The organism is Bacillus crepusculi (assembly GCF_014764715.1).
Classification (GTDB): Bacteria; Bacillota; Bacilli; order Bacillales; family Bacillaceae; genus Bacillus.
Genome location: NZ_JACXXE010000003.1, coordinates 253941 through 271544, shown reverse-complemented (window position 1 = coordinate 271544; position 17604 = coordinate 253941). Strand labels below are relative to the sequence as shown.

At 38.4% G+C, this 17604-nt stretch carries 15 protein-coding genes and 3 pseudogenes; 12 read left to right on the top strand and 6 right to left on the bottom strand.

The window, feature by feature from the left end; translation table 11 throughout:
• The first annotated feature begins 79 nt into the window (after positions 1–79).
• From catA to IEE86_RS08190, 4 genes and pseudogenes are all read left to right on the top strand, one after another.
• On the top strand, positions 80–742 hold the full coding sequence (gene catA / locus IEE86_RS08205) for a type A chloramphenicol O-acetyltransferase (protein WP_191096768.1): 663 nt from the start codon (positions 80–82) through the stop codon (positions 740–742).
• 205 nt (positions 743–947) lie between these two features.
• A pseudogene (locus tag IEE86_RS08200) lies at positions 948–2064 on the top strand (tetratricopeptide repeat protein).
• Complete coding sequence (locus IEE86_RS08195) at positions 2054–2254, top strand: RapH phosphatase inhibitor (RefSeq protein ID WP_191096766.1); 201 nt, start codon at positions 2054–2056, stop codon at positions 2252–2254. The pseudogene IEE86_RS08200 and the gene IEE86_RS08195 overlap by 11 nt, the downstream one beginning before the upstream one ends.
• Positions 2255–2386: 132 nt before the next feature.
• Positions 2387–3216: pseudogene (locus tag IEE86_RS08190) on the top strand (SMI1/KNR4 family protein).
• Between the two features lie 32 nt (positions 3217–3248).
• On the opposite strand, the gene IEE86_RS08185 reads toward IEE86_RS08190, so the two are convergent.
• The 4 genes from IEE86_RS08185 to IEE86_RS08170 form a co-directional block, all read right to left on the bottom strand.
• Complete coding sequence (locus tag IEE86_RS08185; protein ID WP_191096765.1) at positions 3249–4133, bottom strand: LysR family transcriptional regulator; 885 nt, start codon at positions 4131–4133, stop codon at positions 3249–3251.
• Between the two features lie 20 nt (positions 4134–4153).
• Positions 4154–4855: a cysteate racemase gene (cuyB, locus tag IEE86_RS08180; protein ID WP_191096764.1), complete on the bottom strand. Its 702-nt coding sequence runs from the start codon at positions 4853–4855 to the stop codon at positions 4154–4156.
• Between the two features lie 243 nt (positions 4856–5098).
• Positions 5099–5662 carry a GNAT family N-acetyltransferase gene (locus IEE86_RS08175; RefSeq protein ID WP_191096763.1) on the bottom strand — a complete coding sequence of 188 codons (564 nt, stop codon included), beginning with the start codon at positions 5660–5662 and terminating at the stop codon, positions 5099–5101.
• Between the two features lie 16 nt (positions 5663–5678).
• Positions 5679–6569 carry a LysR family transcriptional regulator gene (locus IEE86_RS08170; RefSeq protein ID WP_191096762.1) on the bottom strand — a complete coding sequence of 297 codons (891 nt, stop codon included), beginning with the start codon at positions 6567–6569 and terminating at the stop codon, positions 5679–5681.
• 127 nt (positions 6570–6696) lie between these two features.
• On the opposite strand from IEE86_RS08170, the gene IEE86_RS08165 reads away from it, so the two are divergent.
• The gene (locus IEE86_RS08165; RefSeq protein WP_191096761.1) at positions 6697–7854 is read left to right on the top strand and encodes an MFS transporter; all 1158 of its coding nucleotides are present in this window, start codon (positions 6697–6699) and stop codon (positions 7852–7854) included.
• Positions 7855–7949: 95 nt separating this feature from the next.
• Here the strand turns inward: IEE86_RS08165 and lpdA are convergent.
• Positions 7950–9248 (bottom strand): annotated as a pseudogene (lpdA, locus tag IEE86_RS08160) (dihydrolipoyl dehydrogenase); the annotation flags it as partial.
• A 122-nt stretch (positions 9249–9370) separates the two neighbouring features.
• Here lpdA and IEE86_RS08155 point away from each other — a divergent pair.
• The 3 genes from IEE86_RS08155 to IEE86_RS08145 all read left to right on the top strand — a co-directional run bounded on the left by IEE86_RS08155 (position 9371) and on the right by IEE86_RS08145 (position 11461).
• A complete protein-coding gene (locus IEE86_RS08155) occupies positions 9371–9790 on the top strand; it encodes a GNAT family N-acetyltransferase (protein WP_191096760.1) in 420 nt (139 codons plus the stop codon).
• A 156-nt stretch (positions 9791–9946) separates the two neighbouring features.
• Positions 9947–10624 (top strand): tetratricopeptide repeat protein, encoded by a 678-nt coding sequence (locus IEE86_RS08150; protein ID WP_224740870.1) that lies wholly within the window; start codon positions 9947–9949, stop codon positions 10622–10624.
• A 528-nt stretch (positions 10625–11152) separates the two neighbouring features.
• Positions 11153–11461, top strand: a complete 309-nt coding sequence (locus IEE86_RS08145; protein ID WP_191096759.1) for a protein CgeA — start codon at positions 11153–11155, stop codon at positions 11459–11461.
• Between the two features lie 619 nt (positions 11462–12080).
• Here the strand turns inward: IEE86_RS08145 and IEE86_RS08140 are convergent.
• Complete coding sequence (locus tag IEE86_RS08140) at positions 12081–12344, bottom strand: LacI family transcriptional regulator (RefSeq protein WP_191096758.1); 264 nt, start codon at positions 12342–12344, stop codon at positions 12081–12083.
• A 259-nt stretch (positions 12345–12603) separates the two neighbouring features.
• Between IEE86_RS08140 and alr the strand changes: the two genes are divergently transcribed.
• From alr to hag (IEE86_RS08120), 4 genes are all read left to right on the top strand, one after another.
• Positions 12604–13785, top strand: coding sequence for an alanine racemase (alr, locus tag IEE86_RS08135; protein ID WP_191096757.1), 1182 nt, complete (start codon positions 12604–12606; stop codon positions 13783–13785).
• Positions 13786–13901: 116 nt separating this feature from the next.
• Complete coding sequence (locus IEE86_RS08130) at positions 13902–15404, top strand: Kelch repeat-containing protein (RefSeq protein ID WP_191096756.1); 1503 nt, start codon at positions 13902–13904, stop codon at positions 15402–15404.
• 224 nt (positions 15405–15628) lie between these two features.
• On the top strand, positions 15629–16468 hold the full coding sequence (gene hag / locus IEE86_RS08125; RefSeq protein ID WP_191096755.1) for a flagellin Hag: 840 nt from the start codon (positions 15629–15631) through the stop codon (positions 16466–16468).
• Between the two features lie 295 nt (positions 16469–16763).
• Entirely contained in the window at positions 16764–17585 is an 822-nt protein-coding gene (gene hag, locus IEE86_RS08120; RefSeq protein WP_191096754.1) for a flagellin Hag, read from the top strand.
• Positions 17586–17604: the final 19 nt, after the last annotated feature.

The window sequence follows — 17604 nt, the reverse complement described above, 5'->3', positions numbered from 1 at the left end:
AAAGGATGATTGTGGTGGTGAAAACAGATAAAATCTCCTCCTGAATTTACAAGAAATCACATTCAGGAGGAGATAAAAAATGTTTAAACTCATAGACGAAAATTATCCACGAAAAGAGCACTTTCATCATTATATGACGTTAACCCGATGCTCATATAGCCTGGTGATCGATCTAGACATCACGACATTGCATTCCATATTGAAAGAAAAAAAGCTAAAAGTATATCCTGTGCAAATTTATTTGTTAGCAAGAGCTGTGCAAAAAATACCAGAGTTTCGGATGGATTTAGTGAACGATGAACTTGGTCACTGGGATCTTCTTCATCCTAGTTATACGATTTTAAATAAAGAAACAAAGACATTTTCAAGTATTTGGACGCCTTATGACGAAAACTTTGCTCAGTTTTATAAAAGCTGTGTGGCCGATATTGAAACATTTAGCAAAAGCAGCAATCTATTTCCGAAACCTCATATGCCAGAAAACATATTCAATATATCAAGTCTACCGTGGATTGATTTTACTTCTTTTCACCTTAATGTATCTACAGATGAAACTTATTTACTGCCAATATTTACGTTAGGTCAATTTAAGATGAAAGAAGAAAAAATCATCTTGCCAGTCGCTATTCAAGTGCATCATGCTGTTTGTGATGGTTATCACGTCGGTCAATATGTGGAATATTTGAGGTGGCTTATAGAAGATTGTGAAGAGTGGTTAAACGATTCATTGTATATTACCTGAATGCAAAAGGTATTCCCATGGAAATCTAGAAGATGAAGGCAGACTGAAATGTGTCTGCCTATTTGTTTTGTGATGATAATGAAATGTGCCAAAGGTCTATTGATGCAACAATTGTTCTTCTTGCGGTTTCTTTTCGGTGTTTTGTAAATTACTGTATGTGATAATAAATGTAATATAAGGGAGCTTAGTGGAAGGGGAATAAGGGATGGAGAAAGTTCTTTTCACATGTAGGTGTGAAAATAAATGAATGGTATAAAATGATTCGGCAATTCAGTGTACCCGATGCAGAGATTTTGAAAGCTGAGGTAGAACAAGAAATTGAACGAATGGAAGAGGATCAGGATTTACTGATTTATTATCAATTGATGTGCTTTCGACATCAACTTATGCTTGATTATATTAAACCTTCAGAGAAACGGTCTTTATCCATTGCAGACCTAGTGGATAAAATCGAAAACTCAAATCATAAATTATCCGGCATGCTTCAGTATTACAACGCATTTTTTCGTGGGATGTTTGAGTTCAGCATAAAAGAATATGTACAGGCCATTCAATATTACAAGATCGCTGAGAGGCAGCTCGCACTGGTTGTAGATGATATTGAGCAAGCGGAGTTTCACTTCAAGGTGGCTGAAGCCTACTATATTATGAAACAAACTCATGTTTCTATGCATCACATCATAAAGGCGCTTGAAATTTACGATCAGTATGAGTTATACAAGATTAGAAAAGTTCAATGCTTATTTGTAATCGCAGGAAATTATGATGATTTTAAGCAGTATGAAAAATCATTAATACATCTGAATAAAGCCTATTCCATCGCTGAAGAAATAGCGGATAAAAGGTTGATTGCGAAGGCACTTTTAAATATAGGAAACAATTATGAAAAAAAACAAGATTATGCAAAGGCTATCCAATATTATCAAGAGTCCCTTGAAATATCAGAAGATGGTGTGGACGATGTAAAATCGGTCATATATGTTAACCTTTGTTGGGCGCTATATAAGACAGGAGAAAATGATGAAGCATCCAAATTAGTGGATAAAGCTTTGGAACTTGTCTCTCATAAAGAGAACCCGCATGAAATTTTATTATTACGTTCTATAAGAACAACATATGAAAGTAATGATGAGGAAGAGATTCAAGCTATGCTACAGACATTTGAAGAAAAGCAGTTGTTTGTTTTCGTAGAAGAATTCACTAAAAACCTTGCAGTTATTCATGAAAAAAGAGGAAAGTTTGAGAAAGCAACAGAATATTACAGGAAGGCATTTCAAGCCCAACATAATATTCAAAAAGGAGAGTGTCTTTATGAGTGTTAAAAAAATGATTGTTATAAGCTCTATTATCCTTCTAGGTGCAGGTGTATATGAAGCATCTAGCTTGATTAAACCAGCATCAAATCGAAATACAACAATGGAGGAGTCGAATCGAAATACAACTTTCATTCCACAAAAAATCGATCGAAACACGACAATGATCGATCGAAATGCAACATCTCCAAACGTATAGGTAACAGACCTTAAAGGGGTCTGTTTTTTTATGGAGAAGGATTTATAGCTGTCAAACTGTATTAATAATTAAAGTTCATGTACAGTGATCAATGATATACTGATCTCAATAAATACTGGAGAGGCATCCACTTTGAAACCATTCTGGGAAAAAGAAGAAGAGAGTCCTTTCATGTTAGAAAAGATAGATGAGGAAAAAGTTCATATAGCAGAGAAAACACTTGGTGTCACTTTACCTGATACATACAAAAAGCTCATTTTAGAATGGAATGGTGGTTTTACAGTTCGTAATGCTTTTCCAACCGAACGGCCGAATTCATGGGCAGAGGATCATGTTCAATTTGACCATCTAAGAGGAATCGCCAAAGATGATGGAATTATGAATAGTCCTCAGTTAAACGATGAATTGGATCTGCCTGAGGGGCTTGTGATCATCAGCGGAGAAGAAGATACATGGATCGCAATGGATTATCGAGAAACGAAAGAACATCCGCCTATTCACTATTTTGATTTAGAGCTGGAAGTAGATTTTAAGCTGGCAGATACCTTCGATGATTTTAATGAGCAGTTATATACAGCTGATGATGCGATGGTCGAGGTAGTAGAGATTGAGGAGGAATCCTCGGATTTGTATGTCAGTAAAGAAGAGCTTGAACACATATTTGAGAGGGAAGACATACGTCAGCAGACTCTCTTTAAAATGGCACATTATCCGATGGAAGAAATTGAAGAAATAGAATGGTTTTTCAATCGTATGAAAAAATGCATCAAACATATAAAAAATCAAGAAGTCTTGTATCAAGCAGCCACTACTATTCACTCCATCTTTTGTTAAATCCAGATATGCCAAGGAATGACCGTATCAATAAAGAGCTGCAAGAAATTGCTGAGTTTCTAGAAAATAATGGAGAGCCTAATACCGCCTTTTTGGGAGAAGACATTCATCCAGTGAAAAAATCATAGCAAAAGATGAAAAGCCCCTAATAGGGCTTTTTTTAAGTAGCTTGATCTAAATCATGAAAAAATTGTTTAAGGTGATCAATAAAAACAGATTTGGATGTTCCTTTTTTATAGATAAACTCAATATTGATGTTGAAATCGATGGATGGATCGATTGAAATTTGCGTTAATGTTCCTTGCGTTAATTCATTTCTAACACAATGATGAGGGAGAAACGAAAGCCCCATTCCTTGCAGTACTAAACTCTTTGCGGTCTCCATATGATCAACCTCAATGGAAATGTTCGGTGTGATATTGTTTTTTTGAAATAACCGATGCAGCATGAACCAATCGAATGAACCATAGTCAAAGAAAATAAAAGGTTGTTCTTCTAGTTCTTTCATATGGATAGTGTCATAGCTGGCAAGCGGGTGATGAGTTGGGACAAAAAGACCTATTGGATCGCTAAAAACTGGAATCGATTCAATTTGAGGGTGTGTTTCAGTTCTGACAATTCCAAAGTCCACTTGATTGTTGATCAACTTATAAACAATATCCTTTGAATGTCCCGTTACAATTTTCACTTTAAGGTTCTCGTACTTTTTTTTCAAAGCGGGCAATATGCTAGGCAATAGATTATTGGAAATAGAGGATGCACATCCAATCGTCAATTCATAAGGTATAATCATTTGTTTAAGACTATGTTTTGCTTCTTGGTAAGAGTGAAGAATCTTTTGGGCATGCGGGTAAAAATGATTACCTTTTTCTGTGAGAGACAGTTTATTTCTCTGTCTATCAAATAATTTTATGTCTAATTCTTTTTCTAACGATTGGATACGTGCCGAAACGGAAGGCTGGGTTAAATACAGTGCTTCCGCTGCTTTGTTGATACTTCCTAGCTGACATACATATATAAACGCTTCTATATTCTCAATATTCATTTTATCCCCTTATGATACGTTTATTGAATTTTATGCTTTTCAAGTTCATACGCTAATTTTACAGCTTTTTTAGCTAATATCACAGTCGGGTCAATCACATTCACCTCTTTAGTTGCTCTTAAGACTACAGGGATTTCTGTACAACCAGCAATGATGGCTTCAGCACCTTGATTCATTAAAATTTCTGCAGCTATCTTCAATTCGCTTTCGCCTTTACTTAATTTCCCTGCTTTTACTGCATATATCCCATTCATGACGTTTTTTTGAAGCTCCTCACTTGGCGTTATGACTTCAATATGATGATTTGTACAAGCATTTTGATAAAGCTTTGTTTTTAAAGTACCGTCTGTAGCCAGCAATCCAACAGATGTATACTGATGTTCTTTCAGATGGTTTGCTGTATCTAATGGCATGTTCATGATAGGGATATGAGTGGATTGTCGTACGTTTTGTAAAAAGAAGTGTGCGGTATTGCATGCAATAAGAATAAAATCCGCTCCGGCGCGTTCTAATCTCTTAGCTGATTCAATCATATAGTCTGTAGGGTCTTCGCCTGTCCCGAATATGGCAGTGGTTCTATCAGGAATTTGAGGGTAATTATCAGCAATCACATGTAAATGATCCTGATCTTTAATAGCTGGTGTATGAGAAATAATTTTTTTCATCAGATCAATCGTCGCTAAAGGGCCCATACCGCCCATAATCCCAATCGTTGTAGACATCAATATCACCACATTTCATTTTTTTCTATTATAAAAAAAGAAAGTATGGTGAGTGTTATAGAAAAGTTCTATTTGTATATAGAAGGTTGATCAAAACCGCCTTTTATTTTCTTCTTTACCTGCCCTTGAGGTATGAGTTGCAATCTAATCAAAAAACATTAGAATAAAGAAAAATTGATAAAGGAGCAACCGTATGAAGTTCAATTTTAATGAAGCTGTGGATTTTGAATAGGAAATAGATGTTTAATGACGCTTAGCGGCCCACTCAGATTGAAGAATGGCATATTGATATTCATCGACCCAATGCCCCTTTGACAGATAATTTTGAAGCAAATGTCCTTCGCGTCTCATTTCTAAACGTTCCAGCACTCGAATGGATTTTGCGTTGCGTACATCTGTAAAGGCAATGATTTTATGTTTGTTCAACGTATGAAAAATATATTCTAGGATGGAACCTAGAGCTTCGTGAATATAGCCCATTCCTTGATATTCAGGTGCGAGTGTAAATCCTATTTCAACGATTCTAGGCTCGCTGTCTAGTGTATGAATGGCGCAATCTCCTATCAGCTGATTGGAATCAGATAAGGCAATAGCGTATTGAAACCATGTCCCAGGTTGATTAGGTTTTTGCGCCATTTGATGTTGAACAAATGATTCAGCTTCTTCATACGTGTAGTTCTCCCAGGATTGAAATTTCGCAATAGAGGGATTTGCTCGGTATTGATAAAATGCTTCGATATCTTGCCGATCAAATTGGCGAATAACAACCCGGTTTGTCCTTGTAAATATGCTGTTTTCATTCTTCATGTTTTCACCTCACTTTTTAGTTAGTTCTTGATTTGAAAAAGTCAATCAGCCATTCGGACAGCTGCTTTTGTGCTTTGCTGACAAATCGATCTGCATAATAAGTTAATTCCAGATGCCGAACAGGAGCTGGATCAGAAATAGGGATAGAGACAATATCTGGCCATGCTGAATGCTGCTTTAACAGCCCTCTCGGCTGGATGGTTGCACCAATCCCTGCTTCAACCAACTGCAATAGCGAAGTTGCAGAACCAACTTCCATGACGGTGTCCAATTCAAAACCTTGTTCTCTACAAACTTCATCTACTAAATCTCTGCCCAAATACCCCTTCGGATACATAACCAAAGCATGCTGCGTCAGTTCTTCTAACGTCACTTCACGCTTTTTTGCCAGCTCATTGTCTGAATGAACAAATAGTTCGTAAGGTTCACTTCCAAGTGGAATTTGAACAAGACGCTTATCCATAGGACCACGAAGCCCGATGCCGAGATCTACTTTATGCGAAAGCACCTCTTCGCGCACGAGAATGGTTGAAAATGCCTTTAAATTGGTTTCAGGATAAAGCGTTTTAAATTCTATAAAAAGCGGAACAAGCTGAAAGTCAAGATCAGAGGGAAGTACTGCAAGCCGAACGGTTCCTCGTTTTTCAGATAACAGTTCTTTCATGGCGTTTTTCGCATCTCTTTCAGCTTGAATCATTTTCATACCATATTGATAAAGCAACGTACCAGCTTCAGTTGCTACGACTTTTTTACCAATCCGATCAAAGAGCGGCATCCCAACTTCAGCTTCAAGCAGCCGAATCTGCTGGCTTAATGTAGGCTGTGATATGCCTAATTGCTCAGCAGCCTTTGTGAAATGCAAGTGATTGAATACAGCCATAAAATACGTAATATGCCGAGTATCCATATGTCATCCTTTCATAAATGATAGTCTTTTTCTATCATCATAATACGAATTATTGTATTGAACAATGGATGCGGCAGATTTATACTCAAAGTAACCTCAACACGATGAGAGAGGAAGAAGAGTATTGATGAAAAAAATATTTTATTTAGCCGCTTTATTTTTAGCAGCCTTAAACTTGCGCCCAATTATTACATCCGTAGCTTCTATGATGAGCATGATCCAATCAGACCTTGGTGTTAGTGCACTAACGGCAAGTCTTTTAACCACTTTGCCGGTCTTGTGTATGGGAGTGTTTGCACCTGTAGCAACCAAACTAAGCCGCCGGTTTGGTTTAGAGAGGACCCTTTTTTTCTCGATTCTTCTCATTACAATAGCGACTGGACTACGTGGTACAAGTCAAACGGTTGCCATCCTTCTTATCACTGCATTTGCAGGAGGAGTTGGAATTAGCTTTGCAGGACCATTGTTGTCTAGTTTTATTAAAAAGTATTTTCCGAAGAGTCCGGGAATTGTCAGTGTGTATTCTATTTCGATGACGATTGGGGCAGCCCTTGCTTCTGGCTTTACCATTCCGATTTACCTTCGCAGTGAGCATAACCTGCCGTTAGCCCTGTCTTGCTGGGCGGTTTTAGGAGTCATTGCACTGGTTTTATGGCTCGGTCTTGCTCGGAAAAAACAACAGGCTGATCATGCCGCCTTGCCTCTAAGGTTGCCGCTGCGAAACAAAAAGGCTATTCAGTTCACTTTGTTTTTTGGCTTTATGTCCAGCATGTTCTATTCGTTAACAGCGTGGATTTCACCGATTGCTCTTAGTTTTGGTAATAGTCCGCAATATGCCGCCTTGCTGCTTACGATATTTACGCTTATTCAGATTCCCGTGGCGCTTCTCGTTCCGGGGGTCGTCACTCGTTTAGGAAAACCGAAATTATTTCTGGTTTTATGCAGCATGTCAGAGCTGATTGGTCTCATTTTTCTTCTACTTCCAATGCCGATCCTGCCAGCCGTCATTTTCCTAGGTATGGGTGCCGGTGGATTATTTCCTTTAGCCCTTATGCTCCCGATTATGGAGACGAGTACTCCGGAGGAAGCCGGAACATGGTCTGCGATGTCGCAGATGGGCGGTTACATCATGGGAGGATTCGGTCCGTTTTTCATCGGTCTTGTTTTCGATATAAGCGGTCATTTTTATGCTTCCATTGTTGCTATGCTCGTCATCGTCATGCTGATGATTGGCGTTCAGTTGTCTATGAATCTCGGAAAACAACGCAAAGTAGACCCCAATTAAAGATCGATCAAATGAAATCGCCACAGCCTATTTTCAAAATAGGCTTATGACGATTATGCTGCTTTATTTTTAGAAACTGCACTCGAAACCATTTTTTATCGTGCAAGATACCTTTCAACTTTATGGCTGGCCATTTCTGCGGCTTCCATGATGATTTCACCTAACGTTGGGTGAGGATGAATTGTCATTGATACATCTTCTACTGTAGCGCCAATTTCAATAGAGAGAGAAAGTTCTGATATAAGAGTAGATGCTTCAGCACCTACGATTTGTGCGCCTAAAATAAGACCAGATTCAGCATGGGCTACAATCTTCACAAAACCTTCTGGTTCTTTTAATGATAGCGCTTTACCATTAATAGAGAACAGCGCTTTACCAATGACAAATGGAATGGATTTTAGCTTGCAATCAGTTTCACTCAGTCCAACACCGGCCAATTCCGGGCTGGAAAAAACAACAAGTGGGATCGCTTTATAATCTATCATTGAAGGTTTACCGGCGATAGCTTCTGCTGCAACTTTCGCTTCATAGGAAGCTTTATGAGCGAGAGCAGGACCATGAATGATATCACCAATGGCATAAATATGCGGAATTGATGTTCTGCATTGTTCATCAATTTCAATCAGTCCTTGAGAGGTCATGGACAACCCGGTAGAATCAAGACCTAATGCTCCATCTGTATTCGGTTTCCTTCCTACAGTAATCAGTGCATATTCCGCATTCACCGTGTAGCGCACTTCCTGCTTCTCATAATGAAGATCTATTCCGTTTGTATGCTGATCGGCACCTGTGACGTTTGCTCCTGTAATCAGCGTGATTTCATCTTCTTTCAGTTGACGAACGACAGGCGAGACAAGTTCACTTTCAAAGCCAGGCAATACTTGTTCACCGCCTTCCAGAATGGTGACTTTCGTTCCAAACCTTGCAAACATCTGTCCTAGTTCAACCCCAATATAACCACCCCCAACTACTACAAGATTTTTAGGAATCTCGCGAAGAGATAGAGCTTCAGTAGAAGACAATATACGACCTCCGAAAGGGAGTGATCTAATTTCAATTGGGCGGGAACCGGTTGCTAGTATAAGATGTTTGAAAGTGATACGCTTTTCACCTTTTTCGGAATGTTGAATCGCCGCTGTATGTTGATCGATCAAGCTTGCTTCGCCTTCTAGAATTGTAACTCCCGCTGACTTTAACAAAAACTGGACGCCTCCAGCTTGTTTTTTCACAACAGCTTTTTTGAACACTTGAGCTTCCTTGAAAGAATCGCCTTCTTGAAAAACCCCCAATTGTGTGCGGAGTTTGAAACGCTCTGCTTCTGCAATTAGTGCCTTAGAAGGGATACAACCTACATGGGTGCATACTCCCCCCAACTGATCACGCTCTACAATCGCTCTTGCACGAGCTGTCAATGATTCGCAGTTCAGTGATCAATTGTTACTGGCAGGCATAATACAGGCGAAACGCGTTCTAGAGGCGAATTAACATTCAAATAAAAAACATAGGGGATGTTGCGATGTTGATTAGAGAAGCAAGCATAGAAGATTATCCAGAATTAAGACAAATCTATTTAGAATCCCGACGCCAGAGCTTTCACTGGCTCAATCCAGAAGAACTCAATCTGCAAGATTTTGATCAAGATACGCAGGAAGAGCAAATTTTCTTAGTTGAAGAGAACAATAAAATCCTTGGATTCATTTCTCTATATGTACCAGATCGTTTTATTCACCTCTTGTTTGTACATCCAGAAGCTGCTGGTCAAGGAGCTGGTGATCTGCTGCTCAAACAAGCTATAAAAGTTTTGGGAACACCTGTCACCCTCAAATGTGTCTCCAAAAATCACAAAGCTTTATCCTTTTATCAAAAAAAAGGGTGGAAGGCTGTTGTAGAAGAAGGAGAACCTGGGGCGGAATACTGGGTACTTATTTATGAATAGAAGTCTTTTTATCTTATCATTCACGGGGCCCTTTATAGGGTTTTTTGCGGTTTCTTTTCGGTGTCGACACGTCGGTTTGAAAATCAATGAATGGTATTATCATATTCAAAGATTGAACGTACCGACGCCGAAGCATATAAAGAGTAAATCAAATCAATGCTTGATTACTTGAATCCTTTAGAAAATGGGAAAGAGCGAGCCAACTTCAGAGAACTAGCAATGAAGATAAAAAAGGATCAAGAGAAATTAACAGGATTACTTGAGTACTACTTCAATTTTTTCTACGGTATGCATGAATTTGAAAACTATGAATACCTAAATGCCATTACCCTCTATAAGCGTGCAGAAAAAAAGCTATCTCTTGTAAGTGATGATATTGAACGTGCCGAGTTCAATTACAAGATGGCTGAAATCTATTACCACATGAAACAAACCCACATGTCCATGCACCATATCGCACAGGCGATAGAATGCTATCGAGAAAAAGATACATACACAGTAAGAGAAATACAATGTTCATTTGTCATTGGATTAAACTATATAGATATGGGCTGCCCCGAAAAAGCAATACCCCATTTTGAACACGCATTAGAAAAAGCTGCAGACAACTCAACAAAACGATTAAAAGGATCAGCGCTCTATAATTTAGGGTTGAGTTATTTTCATAACGAAGAACTAGCACAAGCAATTACTCATTTTAATGACTCGATTCGAGCATTTAGAGAGCAGGGGTACGAGCATTTAAGTGTTGTTGGTTATTTTATGTCTGAAGTTACTGCAACTCATGATGAAGTAAGGAGAGGCCATACGGCAAGTATCGGTTATTCTGCTTAAAACAAAAAGCCCTAGAGGGGGCTTTTTGTTTTAAGGATGAATTTGAAAATATTGCATGAATGAGGAGGGGATAAAATGTTAAAATCAAAGTTATTCCGAAGGGTTTTCATCATATTTTTTGTTTTAACCTTTATGATTTGTTTGTTTAATATGGCTGTGTTTCCAGGGACACCTGTGTCTTATTATGTTGTCCTGATTAGTAAGATGTTGTTTATCAGCTTGTTAAACGGTATGTTTTTCGGGACAATATTCTATTTGATTGTTACCTTTATCAACTTTCTTATCGCTAAAAATTTTAATCAAAATCAATAGTTAACGATGCATTTATGAAGCACACATTCAAGAATTGCTGCAAATGTTTGAATGGAAGGCAAGCAGTATAAGTTAATACTGGAACAACGCAGCTTCAAAAGTTCTCCGTATCTCATTTTTCTTCCGCAAAACTCCACTATAAGCTCATTCAAAAAAATTCGATGAGAATAGACTGTATGGAATAGAAGGGGAAATTAGAGAGAAGGAGGCATTATCGTGGGAAATATAACAAAGGATCTATCGGCTCTTGGTATAAACATCTCGCACAGTGTAGGCTTTGGTGATAATCAATCATCAGACCCTACAACAAGTTCATCGAAATTTAATGGGCTTTTTGCTGGACTTACACCAGGTACTGCTCACGGTATCGTCGGTGATTCAGGTTATTTTTATGGACCAGGTAGCTTTGTCACTTATGACCAAACGGCGGGCATTGTGTTTTTTAATGACCCAACTTCGGTAGGAGGTACTGCAATTAGTTTAATAGATGTGAACAAAATTGAAAGTGTAACATTCACCGGTTAAATATTAAAGACTTTCGGTCATGTGAGAATAAATCTATAGCTGCATGCGTGGGAATTAAATCAATGGAGGGATTTCCAGGGAAATAATCGATTGATGCCATGCAGTTGCGAATACCATATTTATCTGAAGATATCAATAAATGTTGATTTTAGTGGACGCATTCCTCAAGAAAATAAGCGATAACACAACATGAGCATTGCGTGTTGAAAAAATGAACATGTATGAATTGAGGGCCACGCTATACTGTGAATAGAAAAACATGTAAACGAATTTTACTTTTTTAATAGATGAGGCACTTCAATCGAGAGTAACGGTCAATGACAAAGAGAAATCAAATATCACCTTAACCTTTATACATTTTGGATTACCTGTTAGAAGAAATAGTGCTGAATACGTGGTCGTTCGAGAAAGAGTCGATGAGGCTTATCATTATATCGATTCAATGCTGAATGCAGTCAACCAAACGTCTATCATGACATAAGAATAGATGAAAAGTGTAGGATATGAAAATGATTAGCAAAAGAGTCACAGCTTTATGTGAAACCTCTGTGCAAGTGAAGCATAAAAGTGAAATCTGCCCCAGCAATCAAATGGGGCAGATTTATTTGCATTCTTTACATTACTCGTAAACGTAACAAGTACCGCTTATAACAGTGACACATTCATAGGTATTAGAGTAAGACTTACCATTCGAATCTCTAGAGAAAACGGTGACGGTTGCTACTCCTCTGCTATTGTAGCCATTCCATTGATATTGATAACCATCATACTTGTCCCTAATTGGGATTAGATTCGCAGCTGCATCAGCAGGAATTGCAGAGAACATTAAAGCACCAGTGAATATAGCAGCTCCCACTATTTTTTTCATTTTCCCCTTAATCATCAAAACATCTCCCTTTTCCTTATATTCTTCTATTAAAACAATGTTTAATAGATACTTATAAGAATAGCAAATGGAGAAAGAAAAAAATGTCAAATATTGTATAAAAGATTTAAAATTCATAATTTATACATATTTAGTAATCATATGTATTTTTGTTCTGATGTGTCTTGAATGTTTTTCCTTAAAAATGAATAAAGATAGACTACGTGAAAGAGAACATTGATCAAGGAATGATTAAATGTATCAGGAGGAAAAATAAATGAAAAAGCTTTGCCGGGAAGTCTGGATCGAAGTGAATCTTGATGCGATTAAGAGAAATATCCAAGCCATTCAAGCGCATATTCCGAGGAAAAGTAAGATCATGGCTGTCGTGAAAGCGAATGCTTATGGACATGGCTCAGTGGAGGTAGCACGACAGGCACTGGAAAGCGGTGCAACGGAGCTGGCGGTTGCCAGCTTGGAAGAAGGGATTGTATTGCGAAGAGCGAACATTGAAGCGCCTATTCTAGTCCTTGGATTTACACCGCTCGATTGTGTGAAAAAGGCTGCAACATGGAGAATTGACCTATCCGGCCTTCGTGAAGACTGGATCATTCAAGCAAATGAGATTTTAGGGGAAGATGAAAGTCAGCACCAGCTTGGGATTCATGTCAATGTCGACACAGGGATGGGACGACTAGGTGTAAGGACGAAGGAAGAGCTGTTAGATGTCGTTAAGGCCCTTGAAAAGAGCGAAAACCTCAGATGGGACGGCATTTTTACGCATTTCTCTACTGCGGATGAGTCAGACCCCGATTTCACGCTGCTACAGCACAGCATTTTTATTGATTTTCTTCGGTTCTTAAAAAAACAAGGCATTACGCTGCCCACTGTACATATGAACAATACAGCGGCTTCCATTGCGTTTCCTGAATTTAGTGCTGATATGATCCGGCTTGGCATCGGGCTTTATGGACTATATCCCTCGCAATACATTGAAAGCTTAGATACTGTACAACTAGAGCCTGCACTTAGTTTAAAGGCGAGAATTGCTTTTGTGAAGGAAATGGTGACAGAGCCTAGAACCGTCAGCTATGGTGCCACCTATGTGGCAAAGCCTGATGAGGTCATTGCGACCATACCAATTGGTTACGCGGATGGGTACTCTCGAGCTTTATCAAATCGAGGATTTATGCTTTTCCGCGGAAAACGAATGCCGATTGTGGGGCGAGTCACGATGGATATGACCATGATCAGTTTAGGAGAAATGAAGGCAAAGCAAGGGGAGGAAGTCGTTATTTATGGTCGCCAGAAGGGCGGGGAAATTTCTGTTGATGAAATTGCCGAAATGCTCAATACAATTAACTATGAAGTCATCGCCACCTTAAGCCGCCGCATTCCAAGATTTTACCGTCGAGGTGGGAAGATTATTAAAGTATCGACACCGGTGATGTATGTGTGAGGGTAAATAGCAGATGTACTTTGGAGATATTCATTCTGGTGTATAATAATAAATTAAATTTTATTACAAATATGTCGATAAAAGGAGGGATATTTAAGATATGGAGGAAAGAAACGATGAAAAAAGGATTATTTTTAGTGCTTTTAACCATTTTTATGATGGTCACAATTCTACCGTTAAAAGCTCATGCAGCTGAGACAAATGGATGGACGAAGCGGGCAGACTTACCGGAAGAGAGACTTCATTCTAGCTCCGCAGTAGTAGATGGGAAGATTTTTGTTTTTGGGGGAAGTAGTGAAAAATCATCTAGTAATAAAAATACCTACATGTATGATCCTTACAAAAATGAGTGGAGCTCAAAAGCTGATATGCCAAGAGAAAGAACAGATAGTGCGGCAGTGGTGATAGGGAAAAAAGTATATGTCATAGGAGGAGCATATCAAGATAGCACAAAAACAATTGATATTTATGATGTAGAATCCGATACATGGTCAGAAACACCAATTAATATACCAAACCTAGCTGTGACAAAAGGTGATTTAAGCGCGAGTGTTGTAAATGATAAGATTTATATTCTTGCAACGAATAAAAGTCCTTATCAAGAACATAATTTTTATAGTTATGATACAAAAACGGATACATGGCAACAATTGAAAATGTTTCCTCAGCAATTTACTGGTATGTCTATGTCAGAAGTTATTAACAACAAAATTTATGTCACAGGTGGAGAAAGAACAGTTAGTAATTCCAAGAATGCCCAAGTGTATGAATATAACATTGAAACAAATCAATGGGTACAAACGAAATCAAAGTTGAAGTTTTATCAACTAGGGGCAGCTTTTACAACATATCAAGGAAAATTGTTTATGGTGGGCGGTCAGTATGACGATGACAGATCCAGCCCAATATCACCATATTCGCAGTATTATGATGTCGATTCTAATTCTGTGAAAAAAAGTATAAGCGAATTACCTGAAGCTAGAGTTGGATCAAGTGCTGTAACACTTGACGGCACGATATATATCATAGGTGGGAGGAATTTTAAAGAATATTATCATTCCAAATCGGTTAAAAATGACTTTAAATCAGTAATTTCTATCTCAATAAATGACTTACAAATTGCTGAAGATGAAAAAAAGCCAGATGATGGGTCAGCCGAAGAACCAAAAGATCAGGACGGAACAAATCCTGGTGATGGCACAACGGAAGAACCAAAAGATCAGGACGGAACAAATCCTGGTGATGGCACAACGGAAGAACCAAAAGATCAGGACGGAACAAATCCTGGTGATGGCACAACGGAAGAACCAAAAGATCAGGACGGAACGAAGCCTGGTGATGGGTCAACGGAAGAACCAAAGGATCAAGACGGAACAAATCCTGGTGAAGAATCAACAAAAGGTATACTTTCAATTACTATGATAAACGGACTGCAAAAGGATTATTTGCTTTCAATGAAAGAAATCAACGATTTTCTTAACTGGTACAAAGAAAGAAGCTTTGGAATCGGAATGAATTTCTATGAAATCAATGATGAACACAATAAAGGACCTTTCACAAGTAAGAAAGATTATGTGGTGTACCAAAATATTTTGATGTTTGATATCAAGCAATATTGATAAACTGTAAAGCTGCTGATAATAGATTAGCAGTTTTTTATTTTTACATAATTGTTAAAATTAGGATGAACATCATAAAAAAACAAGATATTTTTTAAAAATCTGCTAAACATCCTATAACCACGTCCGATAATAGAATTGTCAGGGTTGATAAGCCCTAGAATAAAGGACTTTTTTCAGACAAGGACGTCTGTCAGGTCCCACATACATGGAGGTAATAGGAAATGAGAATTAACCACAATATCGCAGCACTTAACACACTTAACCGTTTGTCTTCAAACAACGCTGCTAGCCAAAAGAACATGGAGAAACTTTCTTCTGGTCTTAAAATCAATCGTGCAGGAGATGACGCAGCAGGTCTTGCGATCTCTGAAAAAATGCGTGGACAAATCCGTGGACTAGAAATGGCGTCTAAAAACGCACAAGACGGTATCTCACTTATTCAAACAGCTGAAGGTGCATTGACTGAAACTCACTCAATCCTTCAACGTGTTCGTGAACTAACTGTTCAAGCAGGTAACACTGGTACACAAGATGCAACTACAGATCTTAAAGCAATCCAAGATGAGATTGACAACCTTTTAGATGAGGTAGATGGCATTTCTAATCGTACAGCATTTAACGGTAAGAAATTGCTTGATGGCACAGCAACAGATGGATTTACTTTCCAAATCGGTGCTAACAAAACTCAACAATTAACTGTTAATATTGGTAACATGGGTACTGCAGCTACAGGTCTTGATATGCTGAAAGCGGACTATGTTGTTACAACAGCTACTGCTGCTAATACTGATGCTTTATTAGATAAAGTAGATGCTGCAATCAATAAAGTATCGTCAGAGCGTGGCAAACTTGGTGCAGTCCAAAACCGTCTAGAGCACACAATCAACAACCTTGGTGCTTCTGGTGAAAACTTAACAGCTGCTGAGTCTCGTATCCGTGACGTTGACATGGCGAAAGAAATGAGTGAGTTCACTAAGAACAACATTCTTTCTCAAGCTTCTCAAGCAATGCTTGCACAAGCGAACCAACAGCCACAAAACGTACTTCAATTACTACGTTAATGAAAGGCCCCTTGATGGGGCTTTTTTTTTTATGCTCTTTTTTCTTCGCTTTTTCTCCTTCTCCTGACATATGATTCTTAAATCCCTTTGATAAATGATGAAAATGACCTTTAAATTTGGAATACTCTAGCGAAGTGATCATAATGAATGAGACTTTTTCCTTATTTATTCCTTTTTTGTTAAACATATTCCATTAAAGTTCGATAAATGGATTGTAAGGCTTACAAAAAAATTCTAATTTAGAACTTTTGGACATGGATGTCTAATTGGTTCAAACACATGGAGGTCATTTAATATGAGAATTAACCACAATATCGCAGCACTTAACACACTGAACCGTTTGTCTGCTAACAACGGTGCTAGCCAAAAGAACATGGAGAAGCTTTCTTCTGGTCTTCGTATTAACCGTGCAGGAGATGACGCAGCAGGTCTTGCAATCTCTGAAAAAATGCGTGGGCAAATCCGCGGCTTAGAAATGGCGTCTAAAAACGCTCAAGACGGTATCTCTCTTATTCAAACAGCTGAAGGTGCATTAACAGAAACACATGCCATACTTCAACGTATGCGTGAGTTGACAGTTCAAGCGGGTAACGTTGGCACTCAACAAACAGAAGATTTAACAGCTATTCAAGAAGAACTCACTGCTTTGGTTGATGAAATTGATGGAATTTCTCAGCGTACAGCATTTAACGGAAAGAATTTGTTGGATGGAAGCGTTGAGGATGGATTCCAATTTCAAATTGGTGCAAACATTGAGCAAAACATTAACGTGCAGATCGGCAAAATGGATGCAGAAACATTGACTGTAAAAGATATTAAAGTGAATGAAGACGGTTTTAATTTTGATACAGAGGTAGCAAAAATTGACGCAGCAATCGGTGCCGTGTCTAAACAGCGTTCAGCACTTGGTGCGGTTCAAAACCGTCTAGAGCACACAATCAACAACCTTGGCGCTTCTGCTGAAAACCTAACAGCTGCTGAGTCTCGTATTCGTGACGTTGACATGGCAAAAGAAATGAGTGAGTTCACAAAGAACAACATTCTTTCTCAAGCTTCTCAAGCAATGCTAGCTCAAGCAAACCAACAGCCACAAAACGTACTTCAATTATTACGTTAATCAAAAAGCCCCAATGAGG

What these genes read in the sequence shown, in the direction of transcription:
- IEE86_RS08195 (WP_191096766.1), top strand. Translation starts at nt 2,054, where the DNA reads ATGAGTGTTAAAAAAATGATTGTTATAAGCTCTATTATCCTTCTAGGT.
- IEE86_RS08150 (WP_224740870.1), top strand. Translation starts at nt 9,947, where the DNA reads ATGCTTGATTACTTGAATCCTTTAGAAAATGGGAAAGAGCGAGCCAAC.
- cuyB (WP_191096764.1), bottom strand. Translation starts at nt 4,855, where the DNA reads ATGTCTACAACGATTGGGATTATGGGCGGTATGGGCCCTTTAGCGACG.
- IEE86_RS08170 (WP_191096762.1), bottom strand. Translation starts at nt 6,569, where the DNA reads ATGGATACTCGGCATATTACGTATTTTATGGCTGTATTCAATCACTTG.
- hag (WP_191096754.1), top strand. Translation starts at nt 16,764, where the DNA reads ATGAGAATTAACCACAATATCGCAGCACTTAACACACTGAACCGTTTG.
- IEE86_RS08165 (WP_191096761.1), top strand. Translation starts at nt 6,697, where the DNA reads ATGAAAAAAATATTTTATTTAGCCGCTTTATTTTTAGCAGCCTTAAAC.
- IEE86_RS08185 (WP_191096765.1), bottom strand. Translation starts at nt 4,133, where the DNA reads ATGAATATTGAGAATATAGAAGCGTTTATATATGTATGTCAGCTAGGA.
- alr (WP_191096757.1), top strand. Translation starts at nt 12,604, where the DNA reads ATGAAAAAGCTTTGCCGGGAAGTCTGGATCGAAGTGAATCTTGATGCG.
- hag (WP_191096755.1), top strand. Translation starts at nt 15,629, where the DNA reads ATGAGAATTAACCACAATATCGCAGCACTTAACACACTTAACCGTTTG.
- IEE86_RS08130 (WP_191096756.1), top strand. Translation starts at nt 13,902, where the DNA reads ATGAAAAAAGGATTATTTTTAGTGCTTTTAACCATTTTTATGATGGTC.
- catA (WP_191096768.1), top strand. Translation starts at nt 80, where the DNA reads ATGTTTAAACTCATAGACGAAAATTATCCACGAAAAGAGCACTTTCAT.
- IEE86_RS08155 (WP_191096760.1), top strand. Translation starts at nt 9,371, where the DNA reads ATGTTGATTAGAGAAGCAAGCATAGAAGATTATCCAGAATTAAGACAA.
- IEE86_RS08175 (WP_191096763.1), bottom strand. Translation starts at nt 5,662, where the DNA reads ATGAAGAATGAAAACAGCATATTTACAAGGACAAACCGGGTTGTTATT.
- IEE86_RS08140 (WP_191096758.1), bottom strand. Translation starts at nt 12,344, where the DNA reads ATGATTAAGGGGAAAATGAAAAAAATAGTGGGAGCTGCTATATTCACT.